The following is a 21,885-nucleotide window of genomic DNA, read 5'->3' as shown; positions in this document are numbered from 1 at the left end:
CCTAATCCTAAAAAGCCATAGTAGTAGGCTACATCTTCAATTACGGGTTCTTCGATTACGAATCCTTCAATTGCAGATACTTTAGTTATAAGTGAGGTAGTTATAGATAAGCTACTTCAAAACCATTCAAAACTCAGTTAAAGTTCTAAAATAAAGGCTTATAGACCCCTTAAAATGCCTATTATCTAAAATTAATCAGAAAGTGTCATGAAAATGACGGGTAACGCTTGCAATTCGTTTCGGCTTTGTTATAATACTCGCCCACGACATAAGACGTATCATTAGCATCGATACTATGTTTAGAAAGGATATTTGTTTAAAAGTATTTTTACAAATATCTTGATAAGTGTCTTAAATCGTTCGGTGAAGTGGGTGAGTGGCTGAAACCAGTTCCCTGCTAAGGAACCATACGTGTAAGCGTATCGAGGGTTCGAATCCCTCCTTCACCGCCATTTATTCGGTTTATTGTTAGATTATAATGCAGTATATCGATGTGAAATAGTTTTAAAAAACTGTAATAGAAAATATCCTATTTTAAGTAATAAAACATATTGACATCAGCTGGATTATCTATATAATAGCCAACCTAATTTACTGTAAATGTTATTTAAAAAGCAGTGAATGATGTGCAAAATACGCGCCTGTAGCTCAGTTGGATAGAGCACTTGGCTACGAACTAAGGGGTCGGGAGTTCGAATCTCTCCAGGCGCACCATTTGCATACTAGCTTACTTGTTAATATAACTGCTAAGCTTAAAGAACATCTAAATCAATCGCCTGTCTTATGACAATTTGGCGATTTTTTTATGTCTGCTATTTTTATAAAAATACTATCTTTGTTTTCAACTAAAATTCTCTTTCTTTGTCGGTCTTCTCTTATCATAATGTACGATAAGTACCTGAATTACGGTACAATAGCAGCACTATTCATTGCTTGCTATGAGCTTGTATCATGTCAAAAAGTACGTCGAAAGCTGCCACTAAGTCAAAGTCTCAAAAAAATACTCCTCAACAACAGATGCCTCGTATTGAAGAGCCTACGATTGCCAAACCAATGGCACGTATCGTCGCTATTCTCTATGATGGGATGTTGATTTTGGCGTTATTGTTCTTAGTAGGGACAGTGCTAACGGTCATTGGGACGCTGCTCACTATGGAGACAGGGACGCAGTCTGAACAAGCACAATCGCTGCCGACATGGTATCAGAACTTTATTATGACCCCATCCTTTATACTAACGCTAGTGGCCTTTTACGGTTTATTTTGGCGTCGAGGGGGTCAGACACTAGGCATGCAGACATGGCGACTGAAAACCGTCAATAACGCCGGACATCTGCTAACGTGGGGTCAATCATTCAAACGTATTCTAGCGGCTGCTTTGATGCCGTTGATTTTTGGCATTATTGGTAGTCTGATAGGTGGCTCACGCGCTATTTTACTAACCAGCGCATTTTTGGGCCTAGTGTTTAACTACGTATTTTGCTTATTTAATCGCCGAGGCTTAGCGGTACAAGATATGTTGTCAAATACCATTACTTTAAAAATGCCAAAAGTGGCGCATGAAGGTTTGTGGCGCGGCTTTAGAAACCGTAAGCAAAATAAGTAGCTGAAAAATGTCATTGTTTGAGTAACAATTGATAAGAACACGATTGATTACATATTTGCCGTCTGAATTAGCCATACAGTATAGCCAACGAAGAATAGTATCATTGTGATGCCAGATGTACGGCCAAATTTGCGGTTGGAGATAAAGGCAAACACACACATTACAAAGAGCAGCGAAGTAATCAGCCCCATTACCAGTACATCACGAGATAAGATCATTGGATTGGTTGTAATCGGTGCAATAATTGCTGCTAGTCCTACTACCCCTAGCGTATTAAAAATATTAGAGCCGATAATATTACCAAGTGCCATATCGTGCTCACCATGACGAGCTGCGGCAAGACTTGCGACCAGCTCTGGCAAGGATGTGCCAATAGCAACGATAGTCAGCCCAATAATCAACTCACTCAATCCCCAAAATGTCGCTACCTCAACTGCGCCCCATACAATCGCACGTGAGCTCAAGACTAACATCAGCATACCTACGAACAAGCTCCCTAACCCGCGTGCTAAGCTTGGCTCTATATAGCCTGAGTCTGTAATTTTTGCTGTCGCGCCTTGTATTTCTGTTTCCGTACTTCTTATATCCTTGCTTTCTACTACGACGTTGCCTTTGGCGAGATTGTTTTCTTCAGGGTTATCATTATATTCTAAGCTGCCCGTACGTAAGCTAAGCACGATTTGAACGCCTAAGACGATTACTAATAAGACTAATAACAATATGCCATCAGCTAGGCTTAGTACGCCGTCACGCAACTGCCATGCTGCTAGAGCAGTAATCAGCAGCAGCATGGGCATGTCGCGCGCTATGATGCTCTTATGGATGATGATAGGGCTTATGAGGACTGTCGCGCCTAATACCAGCGCAATATTAATAATATTTGAGCCATAAGCATTACCCAAGGCAAGCTCAGGACTACCGTCTAGTGCTGCCAATACCGATACCACCATTTCAGGTGCTGATGTTCCTAAACCTAAAATCAGAACCCCAATCAGAAAACTTGGTAGCCCCAGCTTTTTTGCTAATGCAGTTGCGCCATCAATAAAGACATCAGCGCTCCAAACGAGAATCGCTAAACCAACCAGTATTGCAATAACTGCCAACCACATGAGTACTTTCCTTTACGAATAATGAATGAGTAATTTGCTTTTAGTTGATATAAAAAAAGCCGAACCACCATTTGGATTCAGCTTTTATATAGAAATAAATATTTTTGACAGATCCAATACTAGAACACGCCCTAGCTATTGATAAAGATAAGTACTTTTGAGTACCAACTTTAACGACTATTAAGTATTAGGCCACTTGTACAGGGATAATATTGGCGGTGTCTTTGACCGTATTATCTTCATTGCAATAGACTAGTTTTGGCTGATAAGTCTCGGCTTCTACTTCATCAAAATGAGCATAGGCGCAGATAATGACGATATCGCCTAAGTCAGCCATATGGGCTGCAGCACCATTCAATGAGATGATACCAGAGCCAGCTTCAGCGCGAATAGCATAGGTGCGAAAGCGCTTGCCATTGGTCACATTATAGATGTCGATTGATTCATTTTCACGTAGACCAGCAAGATCTAGCAAGTCACCATCAATACCGCACGAGCCTTCATAATGAAGCTCAGCATGCGTGACGCGGGCACGGTGCAATTTGCATTTAAGCATATTAAGTAGCATGAATTGCTTCCTTAGCGTAACAAAAGTAATCAGTTAATGGGGACAAACAGATATAAATAAAAGGTCAATTCAACACCTTATTGGTTTATTTTGCACCATCTGCCCAAGTATAGAACGTAAAATAACACTATTAACTACTCCATCAAAACAGGTACTGTTTTTAACTAGTAAGCATCGAATTTTGAGCAAGAAGTAGTAAGTTTTAAACAGAAGGTATAATACCGTTCAGTCAGGCAGTTTAAAACCATTAATTTGCGAACGCGCGCGTTCAATATCACCATCTAATAATAAAGGTAGCGCCTCAAAAGCTGCAGTTAGCGCACTATCAATAGCGATTTGCTCATCAGGTGACGCTTTAGAGAGCACATGTCCGCTAACTTTAGACTTATGACCCGGATGACCAATGCCGACACGCAAGCGATGAAAGTCATTACCAATATGCGGAGTGATATCACGCAAGCCATTATGTCCGCCATGGCCGCCATCTGTTTTGAGCTTAATGCTGCCAGCAGGAATATCTAGCTCGTCATGGGCAATCAGTAACTCGTCATTATCAATGCCATAAAACTTGACCATTGGTATCACAGACTGTCCAGATTTATTCATAAAGGTCGATGGCATCAATAGGCGCACATCATGACCATGAATCTGCCCACGTCCTGTTACCCCGTGAAATTTTTTGTCAGGGGAAAGCGTAATATTGAACTGCTGCGCTAAATGATAGACGAACCAAAATCCTGCATTATGACGCGTAAACATATACTGCTGCCCAGGATTTCCAAGACCGACGATAAGCTTTATGGACATGAGAATACTCTGCTTCAATTCAATAAATAATCATGCACGAATAAATGAGACTTGTATCATTCATTTGTTACATTCTGAGAAAACATAGTTTGCAATCCTAATATTCACAAACTGCACTTACAAAAACAGCAGGAGACATCAATCCCCTGCTGTTTTTTAATTAAACGAACCTTGTATTACATAGCAGACGTTAGGTCGCTATGTAAAGGTTGTTTATTATTCGCCGTCTTTGTCTTCATTAGTAGCTTCTGCGCCTTGCTCAGTGGCAGGTACGTCAGCTGCATCAACATCTTCAGCGTCTTCGTCAACTTCTTCAACCGTTGGTGGCTGCATGTTAACGATAGTACGATCATGCGCATCTTCCATATCAAGATCGAAGATAATAACGCCTTCAGGTAGTTTGATGTCTGATAGACGGAACAAATCACCGATTTCCATACCAGATACGTCAACTTCTAGGTATTCAGGAAGCTGTGATGGTAGGCAAACGATTTCGATATCAGAAACTAGCGTAGATAAGACACCACCAGCTTTAGTGCCTGGCGCTTCTTCACGACCAGCGAAATGCACAGGAACGTTCATGTTAATTTTCTGACCTTTTACAACGCGCTGGAAATCAGCATGCATTGGGAAGCCTTTAGCTGGATGGCGTTGTAGGTCTTTGATAACAACTTGATGCGTTTCGCCGTCAACATTTAGAGTCAAAATGTGTGAGAAGAAAGCTTCGAATTCAAGTGATTTTACTAACTCGTTAATTTTGATAGAGATAGCTGTTGGCTCTTCACCACCACCATAAATGATAGCAGGAACAAGATTCTGCTTACGTAGGCGGCGGCTCGCACCTTTACCTTGTAGCTCAGCAGAACGATCAATTGCGTTTAGTTCAAAATGATTAATACTCATGGATATAATCCTGTAAAAAGAATGAGGAAGTGTCTGGTCATAAAAAAGTGGATTTGCGACCAATCCACTAATAGGTGGTGATGGTTAAGATTTATAGGTGTGAATAAAATTCGTAACCAGTAAATTTAGCCATTTGCTTATCGTAATGATTTTTATGACATTAATTATCAATTTAATCGTTACTTTTAAGCATGATCAGCACTTTTGAGAATGCCAACCAGATTAAAAGACAAATGGTCGGCACAGGCGCGCATTATACGTGGTTTTGTAGCAATAATAAAGACCTACGCGAAATGACTGTGCAATCCTAATAGGTAAAAAAAGCGCCAAGTGCTGACACTTGACGCTTTTTTTTAAACTTAAGCAGTGTTTTATAACGAGCATTGCCAAAAGAAAGTAGGGCAAGTACTCAGTAAAAACCTAAGCATCAAACATAGCGCTGATAGATTCTTCGTTATTAATACGACGTAAGCTCTCAGCTAGCATTGGTGCGATAGAGATCTGACGGATTTTGCTACAAGCTTTGGCCGCATCAGATAAAGGAATAGTATCGGTAACCACGACTTCATCTAATGCTGATTCAGAAATATTTTTGAGCGCATTACCTGATAGTACAGGATGGGTAATATAGGCTAAGACGCGACGTGCACCGCTTTCTTTTAGCGCTTCTGCTGCCTTGCATAGAGTACCTGCAGTATCAACCATATCATCGACGATGACACAATCACGGTCACGTACATCACCGATAATGTGCATCACTTGTGACTCATTGGCACGGGCACGGCGCTTATCGATAATCGCCATGTCGGTATCGCCTAATTGCTTGGCCATAGCACGTGCACGAACAACACCACCAACGTCAGGTGAAACCACCATGATGTTATCGTAATCTTGTTTTTTGAGATCATTCAATAGAACAGGGGTGGCATAGATGTTATCAACAGGAATATCAAAGAAACCCTGGATTTGATCTGAATGCAAATCGACAGTCATAACGCGGTCAATACTAACGATGTTGAGCATATCAGCGACGACTTTGGCCGAAATAGGTACACGAGCTGAACGTGGACGACGATCTTGACGAGCATAACCAAAGTAGGGCATCACAGCGGTAATACGACCCGCGCTTGAACGACGCAAAGCATCGGCCATCATCATGATTTCCATCAAATTATCATTGGTAGGTGCACAGGTAGGTTGCATGATAAACACGTCTTTACCGCGTACGTGTTCTTTGATTTCTACAGCGATTTCGCCATCAGAAAAGCGAGTAACATCAGCTTTACCAAGAGGAATGTGTAGGTGGTCGGCTACGGTTTTCGCTAATTCAGGGTGGGCATTACCCGTAAAAATCGCCAAATAAGGCATGACTGAAGTCCTATTGATTGACTCAAGCAGCGACCGCTAAGCAGTGTCTAACTGCTCAAATGAAGAAAAGTGTGATGAACGTTACAGCAGAAAATGGCAGGGGTAGCTGGACTCGAACCAACGGATGTCAGGATCAAAACCTGATGCCTTACCAACTTGGCTATACCCCTGTAATGTTTAGGCTTATCGAACGTTAGCTACTAATATAAAACATTAGCATAACGCTATTACCTAGGAGACCGTCTAAAAAAAACGGCATTCCCTAACGGTGTTCGTTGCGAACTATACCGAAATTGGGAGGGTGTTGTCAATTACTATAAGCTAAGTAATTACTAATAACAGTACTTATTACCAATATAGATTGAGCAATACACTTAAAATATGGCAGGGGTAGCTGGACTCGAACCAACGGATGTCAGGATCAAAACCTGATGCCTTACCAACTTGGCTATACCCCTATTGTGGCGACCTATTATAAGTAAGTTTTCAGATTTTGCAAGTCATTTGCGGCTTTTTCTGGCTTTTATTCGTAAAGAGCAAACTATGAAGTGAGTTCAGCAACTTAGTAGTGAAAATTGATAACAATTATCGGACGTAATTATTTCTAATTGTTTAATGAATTAAGTGCAGCCTACTTTGTAGTTAGAAAGGATGAGAAAATCGCGCCTCTCGCTTGTATCTATCCATCCGAGCAGGTCGGTCGCTATTGATTGAGCGCAACCTACATTCCTACACACGTTTAGCGCACTAGTGTGAAGAAATTCAAGTAGGATGAATATGAATAGCGTCACTAACACGCATTAAACGAGGAGAATGACATAACTTATATTCTAACTCAGCCTAGTAAGCATCATATTGAATTGACCATCAATGGCAAAATTAGCAGTGATGATATGAAGCATCTACTTGATGAATGGATGCAAGCAACGGCTTCTATGAATCAGACTGACTCAAATACCGAACTACAAAACGCTACCTTGCTTTATCGCATTAATAGCTTTGCAATGCCATCGTTTTCGGCGGTAATGGATGAGATGAAACGTATGCCTGAGTTGTGGGCAACAATGAAGTATTTTGGCAAAATGGCAGTGATTAGCGAACAGCAATGGCTACAAAAGGTGGCTGAAATTGAAGGCTGGATGATACCAAATTTGGATATCAAAGGGTTTAATCCTGAAGACGAATCAGCTGCTAGGATTTGGTTAGGGATTCAAGATTAGCCTGTAGATTGAGCTCGAGTAGGGTGCGCCCATCGCACCATCTTTAAGCGATCCATAGCTTTTCGATGCGTAAAATGCATCCTACACAAGTTAGCGTTTAAGATGGTAAATTGTTTACCACATAGGCTGGACAAGGCGCATCTGCAACCCAATTCGCCAAAAGCTTTTTATCAGTAATCACACTTGCATCCAGTGGCAGGAATACCGCGCTACCAGAGCCAGTCATGCGTGCTGTACCCAATGCTACTTCTTCTAAGCCTTGCAAATAACGTAACGCTTCATTAACGGCAGGGGCGAGGCTTTTCACTACGGAAGTAAAGACATTGTGGTAGGGTGCAAGTAGATTTTGCGTATAATTCCTAGACTGATTTTGGATAGTCTGTATTGATAGTGGTGCGATATCATGCTGTAATTTAGGATGAGCGAATAGCTTAGCAGTATTGACGTGGGCATCAGGAGTCAATATTAAATAATGCTGATCTGGCAAATCAATGGCTGTCAGCTCCTCACCAATACCCATCGCAATAGCATCTTGCCCGAAAATAAAGATTGGCACGTCTGCGCCAATCGTAGCACCAATTTTTATCAGCTCATTTTGAGTAAAGTTAAGCTGCCAAATCTCATTTAATGTCAATAAAGTAGTCGCGGCATTAGAAGAGCCGCCGCCCAAGCCTGCACCCATCGGCAAATGCTTGTCTAAGGTTATTTTTACTTGGGGTAGCTGCTTAGGTAGCTTGTTTGACTGTATGGCAGTCGCTAGTAACGCACGTGTGGCTTTAAAGATTAAATTGTCTTCTATACTAGTAGTTATCGTTTCTGCGCCAGTTAACGCCAATAACTGACCACATAGCTTGTTAACGTCTAACGAATCCTCAGTGCTAATAGCCACCGCGTTATCTGCGACTAAAAAATGCAAATAGTCGCCCCAATCGAGCAGGCGAAATACCGTTTGCAGGTTGTGATAGCCATCAGCGCGCTTACCAGTGATATGCAAAAATAAATTAATCTTTGCAGGTGACAAACGGCTGATCACTTTATTGGCAGTGGTAGCATTCTTAATCATAAATAGCAGTCATTATTCTTTATATTTATTAACTACTTTGGTGGTTAATAGTCATGATAACTTTGTGGCCTTCAGGCTGCACGGCGCTAATCTTAGCAGGTAGTTTATCTGTACCCTTGTAAGTGAAGCTTGCCGTCCATTGACCATTGACCGAGCTGATTAACCTACCTTGCGCGTCTAGCTGTGGCGCAGTATCTGAAGGTGCTGAACGCCCAGATATCCAGTAGGGCATCTGCGAGATAGGCGCTTGCCAGCCAGTTGCTTTTTGTAGCAAGGTTTCAGGATTATCAGCGGTTAACGTACCTGTCTTTTCACTGACCAATGTTGCCGTTTGGCCGTTATATTCGATATTGGTTTTGCCAATGCCTAAGGCCCCAATTAACTCGATAGCAAAACGCTCGTTTTGCTGACCCCATGCATAAAAGGCGCTACCACCTTGCGCTTCGGCTGTCCCATTGGCAGGAGTCGTTACCCCAATTTTGCCGGTGATATTAAAATTATCGAGCTTTTGTACTTGTACGATAGGAGAGGTGGGTTTATTCGTCGCACTTGTACCCTGCAAAGACTGACAACCAGAAGTAATTAATAACGCAGCGGTAACTGCACCAAACGCCGCTAACTTTTTAGGTTTATGGCTTATTGCTGTTGAGAAGGCTGACATAGGTGTTCCTCAAAAATTTACAAAATTAAAATCAAAATAAAGCGATGAAAAAATACTACGCTCAATTTGTTACCCAGTTATGCCCTGTTGTTAAAGACTTATTGGCGGCATGAGTAACGATTGTATATAACACAAGCAGATGAATACCGTTAAATCGACGAAACATTAATAGAGCTGTACGCGATCATTGACGTTATGTTGTCCGAATGAAAAGCGCTGTTGCAAGTCCTCTAATAATGCATTGACCTTATCGCTTTCGCCTAATCCTTGATAAGCGCGCAGCAAGAGTACGCCTGAACGCAACGTTGGCAGCACATCATAAGGGGTTTGTAAGTAACTAATTACTTGCCCATAGTTTTCATTAGCCAAAGCACTGCTAGCCAATACGTTTAGAGCTTGCAGATGCAGCTCATTATCGTAACGTGGATCATCGAAACGAACTTGGACAATCGCTTGTGCAAGCTCTAACCCTTGTTCAGAGTTTTGATCATTAGATAACAGCAATTGTGCGTAGCTGAGCTGGTAAGATAGGTTGCTAGGATCTAGTGCTTGCAAATGATTGAGCAAAGTACGTTTAACGATATAGTCATTGCGATCGTCAAGCAATTGGACCCGGGCGAATACTATCGTTTGGTTATTGGGGTACTTGCGACTGACGCGAGTCAATAGCTGTAAGGCTTCATCAGCCTTATCATGCTGCCATAGGATATTCGCTTGTAAAACATAAGTTTCAGGCGCAAAGACTGCAAATTGTTCACGGAGCTTGTCTAAGGTTTTTATTGCAGCATCAATATTGCCATCTAGGAGCTCAAAGTCGACGACTTTTTTACGTGCAGCCAGTACCAAGTCTTCTTGCATGACGCTATTTAAGTAGGACTTGGCCTGCTCGAAGCGTTGCTGCCGCTCCGCGCTAATACCTAAATAATAGTAAGCTTGATCAAGATAGGTAGGAGTTTTTGCCAACATGTTAAGCAGTTGATCAGCGCTACGATATTCTTCAATATCTAAGCTGACTAAAGCAGCCAATAAAGTAATCTCTGCATCATCATTAAAGCGTTGATGGGCATCAAGTAGTAATTGCCACGCTTCTTGGCTTTGCTTTAAATCAAGCAAATAGCGAATTTCATATAGGTATAAACTCTTACTATCAGGATTACGCAGGCGTGCTTGGCTGACATAATTGATTACCGTCTCTGCCGGTTCGATCTTGCGCAAGATATCGGCTTTTAAGGTAATAAAGGGAACATAATCAGGCTGACCTAATAAGGCTCGATTGATATGGACAATTGCTATCTCATGCTCATTAAACTGATAGAGTAAACCTGCTTTTAATACTGAGAGCGAGGCATTTTGTTCACTATTAATTGGCTGTAAGGCTTCTAGAAGCTCACGTTGATCTTTGTCTATCGTTGGATAAATACCAATCAATATATCACTCAAATCGGTACGTGGATCATAGCGTAAAATACGGTTTAAGGACTCACCCGCCAAGGTGTAATCGTGAGCTTTAAGCGCTAAATGCGCCACATAGAACCAAGCAGGAACATGGTCAGGGTTTTGATCTTGCCACATTTTGGCAAATTGTAATGAGTCACCCACATTATCATGACGCAACGATAAACTAAGCGCGCGCTCAAATACCACTGTCGCATCTTCTTTAAAAGACTGCTGTTTATAAAGCGTTAATGCACGCTCAATATTACCGCGATCAGCAGCAAACTCAGCGTCTAGTAGCGCATATAGGCTAGGCTCGCTAAGCTTTGGTTGTAACACAGTCGCTGTGGGTAAGCTAGTAATGTTGACTGTGCTATTTGGGTATTGCTCCTCTGACTTATCTTCTAACTCATCACTATCATCAAAATTATTATCAAAGCTATCAATATCGTCAGTATCTTCAATTATTGAGCTAGGCATCAATGGAGATATTGTCATCTCAGCACCATTTCTATGAAACACAGCATGTCGAGTGCTGTTGTTTTTGATAGAACTATCAGCAGCAGCAGCAGCAGCAGCATCATTAGCAATATCTACTATTACTGTCTCAGGTGTACATAATAATGACGGCGTATCGACGAAATTTGCATGAGCAGAAGTTCCTAGGCACAACCAAGCGGCTAACAATAAGGTTAGCTTGCGGCGCTGACGTAGACGAGACAAAATGCTGTCTAACAAATCCTGAATACTAAGCTGACTGTCATATGCAAGTTGCAGCGCGAGTTTTGATTGAAATAACAACCCAAAAAAAATCATAGAATAATGGTATTCACCAGTAAAAAAAGACACTTTATTATAAAAGCGGATGACTACAGTAAACAATAGTACTCATGTTAACTGAAAGCCAAAATAACCGCTATTAGCATCATGATAAGATGTTCAACTGCTCTAAAAAAGCAAACGTATTAAAAATTCTGCCTTAATAATAGCATACTGATTATTGTTATCAGTTTGAGATTGGCTACCCTCAATTTTTACTTCAGACTGTCTACTAGGTTCGTCTATACAGAATAATAAGTCTCTATATTGGGTATCAATATAGTAGATATTAATGATAATAATTAAAAGCAGATATTGCGGTTGATTTGTTGTTCATGTGCCCAGATACAAGCAAACAGCTATCGCAGATAGGTGAGTGTTAAATAAAACCAGTAACAATGATATAATAAGCGGTTTTATATTCAAAGCATCTGCTATATAACCTATTTAAATCAATAACGTCACGTCATTTATGCATCGGCTAACGTCCGACTGTGGTGTGTCTGAGCATGTTTTTGCCAGCTGCTTTTTGACACCTTGTGACAGTTGATGATATCAGTGAGCGTTATGTTTATGGTCTATCGATAATGAGATTAGTGGTCATTGGGGTTAATCACAAAACTGCACCAGTCGCTCTACGAGAGCGTTTGGCGCTTGTGGGTGAAGATGTGAACATCGCTCTTGAGCAGTTAGAGGTCTTTACTGATGGTAGCGTGATTGTTTCAACTTGCAACCGTACTGAAATCTACGCTCTAGTGCCTCAAACAACATTGCCTCACTCATCAGCCTCGCAAATTCCAGAGTTACAAGTTATCGATAATGATTTTGCATCAGATGATAACACGCTTAGTAGCGACACTATTGCCAGCTCCAGTGTTTCCTCAGCTGCCATTAGCGCTCACGTTATGCAGATTAAAACATGGCTTGCCAACTTTAAGCAGTTGTCGTTAACTGAGATTGATCCTTATCTATATGTGCATCGTGATACGCATGCGCTTACCCATTGGCTACGAGTCGCCGCTGGCCTTGACTCAATGATATTGGGCGAACCGCAAATTCTCGGTCAGATAAAACGGGCCGTGCATCTTGCGCAAGATGAAAATGCATTGAGCAATCAATTGGGCTGGGTTGTCGATCAGGTGTTTGCAGCGGCTAAACGCGTACGCAATGAAACCCAAGTTGGCGCTCAAGCTGTATCGCTCGGCTTTGCAGCGGCCAAACTGGTCACCCAAATCTTTGATGATTTGCCTAGTCGCACCTTATTGGTGGTTGCGGCAGGTGAGATGAACCGCTTAGTGGCGACCCATATTGCAGGGCTTGGGGTAGGGCGCATTATCATTTGCAACCGCAATCCTGAGCGTGCCGAGGCCTTGGCGGCTGAGCTACGTAATCCCAACCGCAGGGTGGAGGTTAGATCCTTACAAGAGCTGCCACAAGTATTGGCAGAGGCTGATATTGTGAGTAGCTGTAGTGGTAGTATGGATTTATTGATTGATAAAACGATGGCCATACAAGCGCTAAAACGTCGTCGTTATCGGTCGATGCTGATGATAGACTTGGCAGTACCGCGTGATATCGATTCAACCATCAGTCGGATAGATGATGTTTACCTCTATTCTGTCGATGACCTGCAACATGTAATCGCAGGCAATCTTGAACAGCGTAGGCAAGCGGCTGTCGATGCTGAGCTGCTAGTCAGCCAACTGGTCGTTGAGATGGAGCGAAGCTTCCAAGTACGGCAAGTAGGGAAAGATATTCAGCATTATCGGATGTCCACTCATACCCAAGTTGATAAGCTGCTGCATGAGTCTATTGCCAAGCTTGAGCAAGGGGATGCGAGTGCTGAAGATATCATTACTGAGCTATCACGGCGTCTCACCCAAACGTTAACCCACGCGCCATCGAAGCTTATGCGTAAGGCCGCCCGCGAAGGCGATAGTGAATTACTAGACTTTGTGGTATCGGGTCTGCATGATGCCTATCGTAAACGCTAATAAGCGGCTATTAGTTGCGAGAAAATCGTAAATTGCGCAGGCTATATCGTTACATGAACAAACCGTTGTCAACCGACATTATCAGTGCTAATATCAAGCTGTCATGTTGGTATTAAATGATAATAAGGCGGTCTTAGCTATCAGTATTACCGCGCTTATTTTAGTTTAATATGTTTTGCTTTGACAAGTTGTCAGTGACCATTATTACTCGCCTACCGCCGCGTAGCACCTATAATGGCGCAAACGTCATGTATGACTTCGTTTTTCATAAAACCTAAGATGTACAAGACACAATCACCAACGGCAATAGCGCTAGGATAAAGTGCTATATCGTCAATCCTATGTCATACCCTCTATCATTATTTGGTATTCATTAGTTGATATCTGTTATTCAGCGATTACTCAACCATGATTCAACATTGTTACCTAGTTAGTTATATCTATATTAGCGCCTAAACTTAGTAGCTAAATTATGCTGTAACCAAGCTTTGTCACAACCAAAGCTTAATAACATCTAAATAATCTAACAACAAACAAGGAATGTCCCATGACTGCATTACGTCAAGATATCGACCCAGAAGGTTTATTAGAGTATTCAGTGGTTTATACTGACCGCGCCCTTAATCATATGTCCAAAGTCTTTCAGCAAGTAATGAATGACTTATCTAGCGAGCTCAAATCAGTTTATAATGCTGACGCAGTCGCCATCGTTCCAGGCTCTGGTACTTATGGCATGGAAGCAGTTGCCGCCCAGTTAGCAAAAGATCAAGACTGTCTAATCATCCGTAACGGTTGGTTCAGCTATCGCTGGACGCAAATTCTAGAAAAAGGCAACATTGCCAAGTCGTCTACGGTTTTAACCGCTGATCGTACTGAAGATACCGATGCGCCAAAACCGTTTGCACCCGTCGATATCGAAACCGCCGTTGCTAAAATTAAAGAACAAAAACCAGCGATCGTTTTTGCTCCGCATGTCGAGACATCAGCCGGTATCATCTTGCCAGAAGATTATATCAAAGCGTTAGCAGATGCGACTCATAGCGTCGGTGGCTTATTAGTGATTGACTGTATTGCTTCAGGTTGCGTCTGGTTGGATATGAAAGCGTTGGGTATTGATGTGCTTATCAGCGCCCCGCAAAAAGGCTGGAGCAGCACTCCTTGTGCCGGTCTCGTTATGCTAAGCGATGCTGCTGTTAAAAAAGTAGACAGTACCGAATCAAATAGCTTTAGCCTTGATTTAAAGCAGTGGTTAAATATCATGCGCGCCTATGAGAATGGTGGTCATGCTTATCATGCCACGATGCCAACTGATAGCTTGCGTCAGTTCCGCGATACTATTAATGAAGCGAAAAAAATCGGCCTTGATAAATTGTGTGACGCGCAGTGGGAATTGGGCAAACGTGTCCGTAAAGTACTAGAAGATAAAGGCATTGAGAGCGTCGCTGCCGATGGCTTTAAAGCTCCTGGGGTGGTCGTTTCTTATACTGAACGTGACGATATGCATAAAGGTAGCGCCTTCGCTGAAGCTGGCATGCAGATTGCCTCTGGCGTACCATTGAAAGTGGGTGAGCCTGAGAGCTTCAAAACCTTCCGTTTAGGATTATTCGGCTTAGATAAGCTGACGGATATTGACGGTGCGGTACAGCGTTTTGAGTCAGTGCTTGACGAAGTATTGGCTAAATAATACCTCTATCTAATAAGATACTTCTAGCTAAAAAATACTGAGCCTTTGTAATACTGGGTTCAGTATTTTTTACCTTTTTATTATGTTTTATAATATAATATATTTTAATAAATCATAAACCAAGTAAATACTTAATAAAAACTGATAGGTAATGCGTTATGAGTATACAAGTAGACTGGCAAGCATTTACTCCAATCTCCCTAGTAGGTGGTTTAATGCTAGGGGTAGCGACCGTCATACTGCTACTGGGTATTGGACGTATTGCAGGTATAAGTGGTATTTTTTCAAGCCTGCTCAAACCCAAGCGCGTCGAGATGTGGCAGGTATTATTCATACTTGGTCTCGTTGCCTCGCCACTGCTGTATAAGCTGGCAAGACCGCTCCCTGATGTGGAAGTCAGTACTTCTTTACCATTATTAATCGGCGCAGGTTTGCTGGTTGGCTTCGGTACGCGTCTAGGCTCAGGTTGTACGAGTGGCCATGGTATTTGTGGTAATGCGCGCATGTCACCACGCTCTATGGCGGCAACGGCGACTTTTATGTTCTTTGGTATCGTGACCGTCTATATCGGTCGACATGTACTAGGGCTACTGTAAATGTTAAGCGGTATAGGTAGCATATTGCACAGACGGCGCTCAACACTGTTAATAAAAGATAATAGCGAGATACAACAATGCTAAAAAATATAATTGGATTACTGGCAGGGTTATTGTTCGGGTTTGGATTACTGGTATCAGGTATGACCGATCCTGTGAAAGTACAAGGGTTCTTAGATGTCTTTGGTGCGTGGGATATCTCTCTAGCACTGGTGATGGGTGGTGGTCTTGCGGTGGCGATTGTCGGCGTACGCTTAGCCAAGCGTCAACAGACCAGCTGGATTGGCACCTCAATTGATATGCCCAGCAAGACGGTTATCAATAAAAAGCTATTAATCGGGGCGATGTTATTTGGTATCGGTTGGGGTTTGGTGGGTATTTGCCCAGGGCCAGGTATTGTACTGCTTGGTACCGGACAGTGGCAGGCTTATGTATTTATTCCAGCGATGATAATAGGGATGCTGGTTTATCAATGGCTTGAGCCAAAGCTTAATTAGCATGGGCTTGGTTGATAGCTCTCAAAAATATTATAAGAAATAATAGCCTTACTTATTATAGAGTCAATGCAGTGTTAACAACAAAAGGTCAGCCTAAATTCAATTAGGCTGACCTTTTTTATGACTTCAATTTAATAGCCAATAACTTAGAATGTTACTGGCTATTAAGTTATTGGCTATGTTGCACTTGGAGTAACTTTTGGGGTTTCATGAGCCAATGACTTGGCCGCTTGACGCAGCTCAAATTTTTGTACTTTACCCGTACTGGTTTTTGGAATTTCAGCAAAGATGATGTATTTAGGTACTTTGAAACCCGCTAAATGCTGTTTGCAATGCTCCATCACGGTATCGCGCTGCAAGGTGCTGCCTTCATGAATCTCGATAAAGGCCACTGGTACTTCGCCCCATTTATCATGCGGGGCGGCAACGACAGCACAGCTTTGAATCGCAGGCAACTTATACAAGACGTTTTCGACTTCGATACTAGAGATATTTTCGCCACCTGAGATGATGATATCTTTGAGCCTATCCATAATTTTGATATAGCCGTCAGGGTATTTGACACCCAAATCACCGGTGCGGAACCAGCCATCAGCAAACGCTTCTTCGGTCGCCTTACGGCTCTTTAGGTAGCCTTTCATCACCATATTGCCGCGTAATGCCAGCTCGCCCATTTCCTCACCATCAGCCGCAACTGGTTCAGTCGTGCCTTGTTTAAACACCTCAAAGCCAGTCATTAGATGCGAAGTCACGCCTTGACGCGATTTTTTCTGCGCACGTGCAGCAACATCAAGCTCATCCCACTCTTCTTGTTCAGCGCAGACAGTGACTGGTCCATATACTTCAGTGAGACCATAAACATGAGAGATATGAAAACCCATGGCTTCCATCTCTGCCAGCATGGTTTCAGACGGTGGCGCCCCAGCGACCCAACCATTAACTTGATGGTTAATCGCTTCTTTATACTCAGGCTTGCCACTTGCGATCATATTATGTACGACAGGCGCTGAGCAATAATGAGTCACTTTATGCTTAGCAATCAGCTGCAAAATCAAATTGCCGTCAATTTTACGCAAGCAGACGTTGACGCCAGCACGCTCAGCGATAGTCCACGGAAAGCACCATCCATTGCAATGAAATAGTGGGAGCGTCCATAAGTACATTGGATGTTTGGGCATATCCCAATCTAAAATGTTGGATACAGCATTGAGAGTGGCACCGCGATGATGGTAGACCACACCTTTAGGCTTGCCTGTGGTACCAGAAGTATAATTGAGCGCGATAGCTTCCCATTCGTCTGCTGGCTTTTCCCAATTATCTAAGCTGTCTGAGCTGGCAACCAACTCTTCATAGCTCATCTGTCCAAAACGCTCGACATCGACAGCAGCATCTGTCGCATGAATAACAATTAAGTTTGGAAAAGCTTCGTCGATAATCTCAGCATGCTCAGCAAATTCGCTATCTAAAATTAACACTTTTGCTTCTGAATGCTGTAAACAAAAGGTAAGAGCATTGATATCGAGACGCGTATTTAGGGTACAAAGTACGCCGCCTGACATCGGTACACCAAAGGCACACTCGACCATCGCTGGGGTATTCGGCATCATGACCGCGACCGTATCATTCTTATCAATACCAAGCTTACGCAGGCCATCAGCCAATTGTCTGCAACGATCATAAGTTTGTTGCCACGTTTGGGTGAGATCATTTTGCTCTAAATCGTCATAGATGATAGCGGTCTTGTCAGGATAGACTTGCGCACTACGGATAATAAAATCAATTGGGGTAAGCGGTTGGTAGTTGGCTGCATTTTTGCCGAGACCCGTGTGAAAGTCGGTCATAGGGATAGTCCTTTATCTTTATCGTATTATGGATTTAGCGGTTTTTTATATTGGATTTTGCATGTTAATAGCTATCTTTACTAACATTTAACCCGTTTATTATAGACAACTGTACTTAGAAAGCGAGCTTGTTTTGTGGCCTTTACTTAACTATGCGGCATAAACAAAAGGCATGGCAAATAATGTTATGAACATGGTGTTGTAAACATACTGTTCACTCGTCAGTCGCTTGTCTGCGTAGCTGATAATAATAGCGGTGTGTTACGATAGAATTAACACTGAATCATTAAATATTTAACATTCTTAAGCCTAATATACCTCATACTCAATGACATGAATACAAGAAAGCCGAAAGTAGGCTGTACTACCGTATGGGAAATTAGGTTGCCGATGACATCAGATTATTGTGAGCAAGTTATAACAGTTACAACCCATTAATTCATAAGGACAATGATATGAGCGCCAGCCCTAATACCGCAAGCCCAAAAAACTCAAACACTAAAACTTCTGATCGTATTGCTAGCACTGACACAACTATGGATGCTACCAATGCGGCTAAGCATTACCCTCATCTATTTGAGCCATTAGATTTGGGCTTTACCACCCTCAAAAACCGTGTGGTTATGGGCTCTATGCATACGGGACTTGAGGATCGTTTTTATAACTACGGTAAACTGGCGGCGTATTTTGCGGAGCGTGCCAAAGGTGGCGTAGCGATGATGATCACTGGTGGTATCTCACCCAATCGTGAAGGCTGGTTGTTGCCTGCTGGCGGCACCATGAATACGAGAGCTGACGTCATCAACCATCAGCGTGTCACTCGTGCGGCGCATAAATATGATAGCAAAATCATCATGCAAATCTTGCACAGTGGTCGCTACGGCTATCATCCTTTTGCCGTATCAGCCAGTCCAATTAAATCACCAATTTCGCCATTTAAACCGCGTAAGATGAGTATTAAAAACATCGAGCAGACGGTGAAAGACTTTGCACGTTCAGCTCGTCTTGCCAAGCAAGCGGGATATGATGGTGTCGAAATCATGGGCTCTGAAGGCTATCTACTTAATCAATTCTTATCACGTCATGTGAATAAACGTACTGATGAATACGGCGGCAATATTCAAAATCGTATGAAGTTTGCGGTTGATGTGGTTAAGGCTGTCCGCGCGGCAGCTGGTGAAGATTTTATTATCCTATTCCGTTTGTCAGTTATTGACTTAGTCAAAGACGGCAATGTCATGGATGAAGTCATCACTGTGGCTAAAGCGCTAGAAGAAGCGGGCGTGACTATCATGAATACTGGTATTGGCTGGCATGAAGCGCGTGTACCAACGATTGTCACTAGCGTACCACGTGCTGCCTTTGTTGACTTTACCGCTGAAATTAAAAAGCATATCAGTATCCCGATGATGGCGGCCAACCGTATCAATATGCCAGACACCGCTGAAGAAATCGTCGCTAGTGGTCAGGCCGACTTGATTCAAATGGCACGTCCGTTTCTCGCTGATGCCAACTGGGTTAATAAAGCTAAAAATGGCGAAGCTGACCGTATTAATACTTGTATCGCGTGTAACCAAGCTTGCCTCGATCATACCTTTGAGAATAAACGCTCAACTTGTCTGGTCAACCCGCAAGCGTGTCATGAGACCGAGCTGGTCTATAAGAAAACTAAAAAGCCGCAAAAAGTCGCGGTCATCGGTGGCGGTGTTGCTGGCATGTCAGCGGCTCACGTTGCAGCGCTACGTGGTCATGACGTCACTCTATTTGAAGCAAAAGACATCTTGGGTGGGCAGTTTAACTATGCCAAAGTCATCCCTGGTAAAGAAGAGTTCTTTGAGACTATCCGCTACTACATCAATGAGCTTGAGCATTTAGGCGTCGAGATTAAACTTAATACCAAAGTCGATAAAGCAATGCTTGGGAAAGCCAAATTCCATCATGTCATCGTCGCTACTGGCGTGGTGCCAAGAAGCTTAGCAGGTAAGCTTGAAGGTGCTGATTTGCCACAGGTAATGAGCTATGCAGAATTGCTATCTGGTGAGAAATCAGTCGGTGATACGGTCGCTGTCATTGGCGCTGGTGGTATTGGCTTTGATGTCAGCGAATATCTCACTGCGCGTCATGGTCAGCCGCTCGATGAGCTAGATCCTGAAACGCTGAAAGATCCAAGCTATCGTCCAAAGGCGCAGTCGATTAGTGAATGGCGCGAAGAGTGGGGTGTCACGGCTAACCCTAGCTATCAAACTGATGGTGGCTTGATTAAGCCTGAAGGCATCACGCCTATTCGCCAAGTGTACCTCATGCAGCGCACTAAAGGCCGCTTGGGTCGCGGCCTCAATAAAACCACAGGTTGGGTACACCGCGCTCATGTCAAATCGCATGGCGTCATCCAAGTATCGGGTGCACAGTACGAAAAGATCACTAATGAAGGTATCTGGATAATCAATAACCAAGGTCAAAGCCAGCTATTACGTGTCGATAGCGTGGTGGTCTGTGCCGGTCAGGAGTCAGTGGTAGAGCTAATGCCGAATGTCGGTGATGCGCCAGACGCACAATACCATTTAATCGGTGGCGCGAAACTGGCGGCTGAGCTGGATGCCAAACGCGCGATTCGCGATGGGGCAGAGGTTGCGGCGGCGATTTAAGGTTTGGATTTTAAAACAATAGTAAGAATAATGAAACGGTAGGGTAGCGATCTCCTACCGTTTTTTTTCTATTTTCTTAAGATGGTCGCCGCAATTGTATTTTATTCAAAAATTTCTATATCGTAACCAAATGCTAACAGTTGATGCATTCCGACTTGTTCAAAATTTTGAATTGGAGAGTTCTTATGTTGTAGTAATTGATCGAACAAATTAGTTCTACAAATTCTATAACTTTGTTTATAGGATCTTTCATGACTCCTAAAGTTGCTCTCAAATTTTATGCTCTCAATGAAATTTATAATAAATGCTTTAAATACTTTATTGCTAGAAAAAACGTCTAGATCCATTGAATCAACTCTGTATTTAAATTCTATTAAATAATTATCACATGTTTCAGTCGTTGAGTTACTCATGGCATCGAAACCAGTAAATTGTGCGTAATACATATTGGTAATTTTTGTAAGGCTTTTTATATCTACAAGTTTACCGCCTCCTCCTATATTGTTTAATTCTATTGAAATAATTATTTCTGTTAATTTATATGAGCCTTTTTCGAAAGGTAGCGACTTTATAGGTTCTTCCAGCAAGTCAATTTCGTTTGAAATACAACTTTCTTTATGTAATAACTCAACTTTGAAAGTATGTATTTTGGAAAGAGTGAAAACTGGTATTTTCGCTTTGGCTTCTAACAAGTACAGATTGAATTGTTCTTCATTGATACTCAGTTGAGATTTTAGTGCTTCTGATTGCTCTTTGAGAGCTTGTTCCGAACCTTTTTGAGCCTTTATAGATTCCTTAAGTTCAAGACGTTGCAGCCTAAGTTCTTGACTTTGGATTAGATAAGCTTCTATAAAACCATAAAATGCTAATATAGAAAATATGCCTGACAAAAATGCACCAATGTCGCCGAGTGATAATGAACCTACTGTATTATCAGGAGAGCAATTTAGCCAAAATAAAAAAATGACTCCACAAATAACAAGCCATCCTATAGCGATAAGTTTAGCTCTCTTCGGTATTTTTATTTTCAGCTCATTATATATAGAGTCTTGATTGTCCGACATTGTCAGT

The 21,885-nt window shown here is 42.3% G+C and carries 17 protein-coding genes and 4 tRNA genes; 9 read left to right on the top strand and 12 right to left on the bottom strand.

From position 1 onward, the window contains the following. The first annotated feature begins 362 nt into the window (after positions 1-362). From AAEY87_RS01470 to AAEY87_RS01460, 3 genes are all read left to right on the top strand, one after another. Positions 363-452 (top strand) — tRNA-Ser (locus AAEY87_RS01470). 185 nt (positions 453-637) lie between these two features. Next, positions 638-714, top strand: a tRNA-Arg gene (locus AAEY87_RS01465). 237 nt (positions 715-951) lie between these two features. Next, on the top strand, positions 952-1,605 hold the full coding sequence (locus tag AAEY87_RS01460; protein ID WP_068033949.1) for an RDD family protein: 654 nt from the start codon (positions 952-954) through the stop codon (positions 1,603-1,605). 47 nt (positions 1,606-1,652) lie between these two features. On the opposite strand, the gene AAEY87_RS01455 is transcribed toward AAEY87_RS01460, so the two are convergent. From AAEY87_RS01455 to AAEY87_RS01425, 7 genes are all read right to left on the bottom strand, one after another. Further along, positions 1,653-2,714, bottom strand: coding sequence for a calcium/sodium antiporter (locus AAEY87_RS01455; protein ID WP_350655631.1), 1,062 nt, complete (start codon positions 2,712-2,714; stop codon positions 1,653-1,655). A gap of 187 nt (positions 2,715-2,901) precedes the next feature. Continuing rightward, on the bottom strand, positions 2,902-3,282 hold the full coding sequence (panD, locus tag AAEY87_RS01450) for an aspartate 1-decarboxylase (RefSeq protein ID WP_025651868.1): 381 nt from the start codon (positions 3,280-3,282) through the stop codon (positions 2,902-2,904). Between the two features lie 225 nt (positions 3,283-3,507). Beyond that, positions 3,508-4,089: an aminoacyl-tRNA hydrolase gene (gene pth, locus AAEY87_RS01445; RefSeq protein ID WP_068033953.1), complete on the bottom strand. Its 582-nt coding sequence runs from the start codon at positions 4,087-4,089 to the stop codon at positions 3,508-3,510. Between the two features lie 216 nt (positions 4,090-4,305). Continuing rightward, complete coding sequence (locus AAEY87_RS01440; protein WP_350655630.1) at positions 4,306-4,992, bottom strand: 50S ribosomal protein L25/general stress protein Ctc; 687 nt, start codon at positions 4,990-4,992, stop codon at positions 4,306-4,308. A 420-nt stretch (positions 4,993-5,412) separates the two neighbouring features. After that, positions 5,413-6,360, bottom strand: coding sequence for a ribose-phosphate pyrophosphokinase (locus AAEY87_RS01435; protein ID WP_068033957.1), 948 nt, complete (start codon positions 6,358-6,360; stop codon positions 5,413-5,415). A 94-nt stretch (positions 6,361-6,454) separates the two neighbouring features. Further along, positions 6,455-6,530: transfer RNA gene (locus AAEY87_RS01430), tRNA-Gln, on the bottom strand. A 212-nt stretch (positions 6,531-6,742) separates the two neighbouring features. Continuing rightward, a tRNA-Gln gene (locus tag AAEY87_RS01425) sits at positions 6,743-6,818 on the bottom strand. Between the two features lie 402 nt (positions 6,819-7,220). Between AAEY87_RS01425 and AAEY87_RS01420 the strand changes: the two genes are divergently transcribed. Beyond that, the gene (locus AAEY87_RS01420; protein ID WP_350655629.1) at positions 7,221-7,580 is read left to right on the top strand and encodes a SpoIIAA family protein; all 360 of its coding nucleotides are present in this window, start codon (positions 7,221-7,223) and stop codon (positions 7,578-7,580) included. 97 nt (positions 7,581-7,677) lie between these two features. Here AAEY87_RS01420 and ispE read toward each other — a convergent pair whose 3' ends face one another. From ispE to AAEY87_RS01405, 3 genes are all read right to left on the bottom strand, one after another. Continuing rightward, entirely contained in the window at positions 7,678-8,643 is a 966-nt protein-coding gene (ispE, locus tag AAEY87_RS01415; RefSeq protein ID WP_350655628.1) for a 4-(cytidine 5'-diphospho)-2-C-methyl-D-erythritol kinase, read from the bottom strand. A 28-nt stretch (positions 8,644-8,671) separates the two neighbouring features. Next, on the bottom strand, positions 8,672-9,304 hold the full coding sequence (gene lolB, locus AAEY87_RS01410) for a lipoprotein insertase outer membrane protein LolB (protein ID WP_068033963.1): 633 nt from the start codon (positions 9,302-9,304) through the stop codon (positions 8,672-8,674). A gap of 165 nt (positions 9,305-9,469) precedes the next feature. Next, complete coding sequence (locus tag AAEY87_RS01405) at positions 9,470-11,539, bottom strand: tetratricopeptide repeat protein (protein WP_350655627.1); 2,070 nt, start codon at positions 11,537-11,539, stop codon at positions 9,470-9,472. 605 nt (positions 11,540-12,144) lie between these two features. Here AAEY87_RS01405 and hemA point away from each other — a divergent pair. The 4 genes from hemA to AAEY87_RS01385 all read left to right on the top strand — a co-directional run bounded on the left by hemA (position 12,145) and on the right by AAEY87_RS01385 (position 16,328). Then, complete coding sequence (gene hemA / locus AAEY87_RS01400; RefSeq protein ID WP_068033968.1) at positions 12,145-13,551, top strand: glutamyl-tRNA reductase; 1,407 nt, start codon at positions 12,145-12,147, stop codon at positions 13,549-13,551. A gap of 547 nt (positions 13,552-14,098) precedes the next feature. Beyond that, complete coding sequence (locus tag AAEY87_RS01395; protein WP_350655626.1) at positions 14,099-15,235, top strand: aminotransferase class V-fold PLP-dependent enzyme; 1,137 nt, start codon at positions 14,099-14,101, stop codon at positions 15,233-15,235. A gap of 158 nt (positions 15,236-15,393) precedes the next feature. Beyond that, positions 15,394-15,831, top strand: coding sequence for a YeeE/YedE family protein (locus AAEY87_RS01390; protein WP_350655625.1), 438 nt, complete (start codon positions 15,394-15,396; stop codon positions 15,829-15,831). Between the two features lie 77 nt (positions 15,832-15,908). Next, positions 15,909-16,328, top strand: coding sequence for a DUF6691 family protein (locus AAEY87_RS01385; RefSeq protein ID WP_068325558.1), 420 nt, complete (start codon positions 15,909-15,911; stop codon positions 16,326-16,328). 176 nt (positions 16,329-16,504) lie between these two features. Here AAEY87_RS01385 and AAEY87_RS01380 read toward each other — a convergent pair whose 3' ends face one another. After that, a complete protein-coding gene (locus AAEY87_RS01380; RefSeq protein WP_350655624.1) occupies positions 16,505-18,169 on the bottom strand; it encodes an AMP-binding protein in 1,665 nt (554 codons plus the stop codon). A 536-nt stretch (positions 18,170-18,705) separates the two neighbouring features. On the opposite strand from AAEY87_RS01380, the gene AAEY87_RS01375 reads away from it, so the two are divergent. After that, the gene (locus tag AAEY87_RS01375) at positions 18,706-20,814 is read left to right on the top strand and encodes an FAD-dependent oxidoreductase (protein WP_350655706.1); all 2,109 of its coding nucleotides are present in this window, start codon (positions 18,706-18,708) and stop codon (positions 20,812-20,814) included. 101 nt (positions 20,815-20,915) lie between these two features. Here AAEY87_RS01375 and AAEY87_RS01370 read toward each other — a convergent pair whose 3' ends face one another. Continuing rightward, entirely contained in the window at positions 20,916-21,878 is a 963-nt protein-coding gene (locus AAEY87_RS01370; protein WP_350655623.1) for a hypothetical protein, read from the bottom strand. Positions 21,879-21,885: the final 7 nt, after the last annotated feature.

Source organism: Psychrobacter sp. S1-30-MNA-CIBAN-0213, assembly GCF_040309845.1.
In the GTDB taxonomy this organism is placed as follows: Bacteria; Pseudomonadota; Gammaproteobacteria; order Pseudomonadales; family Moraxellaceae; genus Psychrobacter.
The sequence above is the reverse complement of the archived record's forward strand: the minus strand, read 5'-3'. Positions and strand labels throughout refer to the sequence as shown.

Excerpts from the sequence above, each read along its gene's own strand:
- AAEY87_RS01380 (WP_350655624.1), bottom strand. The coding sequence starts at position 18,169 with ATGACCGACTTTCACACGGGTCTCGGCAAAAATGCAGCCAACTACCAA.
- hemA (WP_068033968.1), top strand. The coding sequence starts at position 12,145 with ATGAGATTAGTGGTCATTGGGGTTAATCACAAAACTGCACCAGTCGCT.
- AAEY87_RS01440 (WP_350655630.1), bottom strand. The coding sequence starts at position 4,992 with ATGAGTATTAATCATTTTGAACTAAACGCAATTGATCGTTCTGCTGAG.
- AAEY87_RS01460 (WP_068033949.1), top strand. The coding sequence starts at position 952 with ATGTCAAAAAGTACGTCGAAAGCTGCCACTAAGTCAAAGTCTCAAAAA.
- ispE (WP_350655628.1), bottom strand. The coding sequence starts at position 8,643 with ATGATTAAGAATGCTACCACTGCCAATAAAGTGATCAGCCGTTTGTCA.
- lolB (WP_068033963.1), bottom strand. The coding sequence starts at position 9,304 with ATGTCAGCCTTCTCAACAGCAATAAGCCATAAACCTAAAAAGTTAGCG.
- AAEY87_RS01435 (WP_068033957.1), bottom strand. The coding sequence starts at position 6,360 with ATGCCTTATTTGGCGATTTTTACGGGTAATGCCCACCCTGAATTAGCG.
- AAEY87_RS01395 (WP_350655626.1), top strand. The coding sequence starts at position 14,099 with ATGACTGCATTACGTCAAGATATCGACCCAGAAGGTTTATTAGAGTAT.
- AAEY87_RS01390 (WP_350655625.1), top strand. The coding sequence starts at position 15,394 with ATGAGTATACAAGTAGACTGGCAAGCATTTACTCCAATCTCCCTAGTA.
- AAEY87_RS01385 (WP_068325558.1), top strand. The coding sequence starts at position 15,909 with ATGCTAAAAAATATAATTGGATTACTGGCAGGGTTATTGTTCGGGTTT.
- AAEY87_RS01375 (WP_350655706.1), top strand. The coding sequence starts at position 18,706 with ATGGATGCTACCAATGCGGCTAAGCATTACCCTCATCTATTTGAGCCA.
- AAEY87_RS01455 (WP_350655631.1), bottom strand. The coding sequence starts at position 2,714 with ATGTGGTTGGCAGTTATTGCAATACTGGTTGGTTTAGCGATTCTCGTT.
- pth (WP_068033953.1), bottom strand. The coding sequence starts at position 4,089 with ATGTCCATAAAGCTTATCGTCGGTCTTGGAAATCCTGGGCAGCAGTAT.
- panD (WP_025651868.1), bottom strand. The coding sequence starts at position 3,282 with ATGCTACTTAATATGCTTAAATGCAAATTGCACCGTGCCCGCGTCACG.
- AAEY87_RS01370 (WP_350655623.1), bottom strand. The coding sequence starts at position 21,878 with ATGTCGGACAATCAAGACTCTATATATAATGAGCTGAAAATAAAAATA.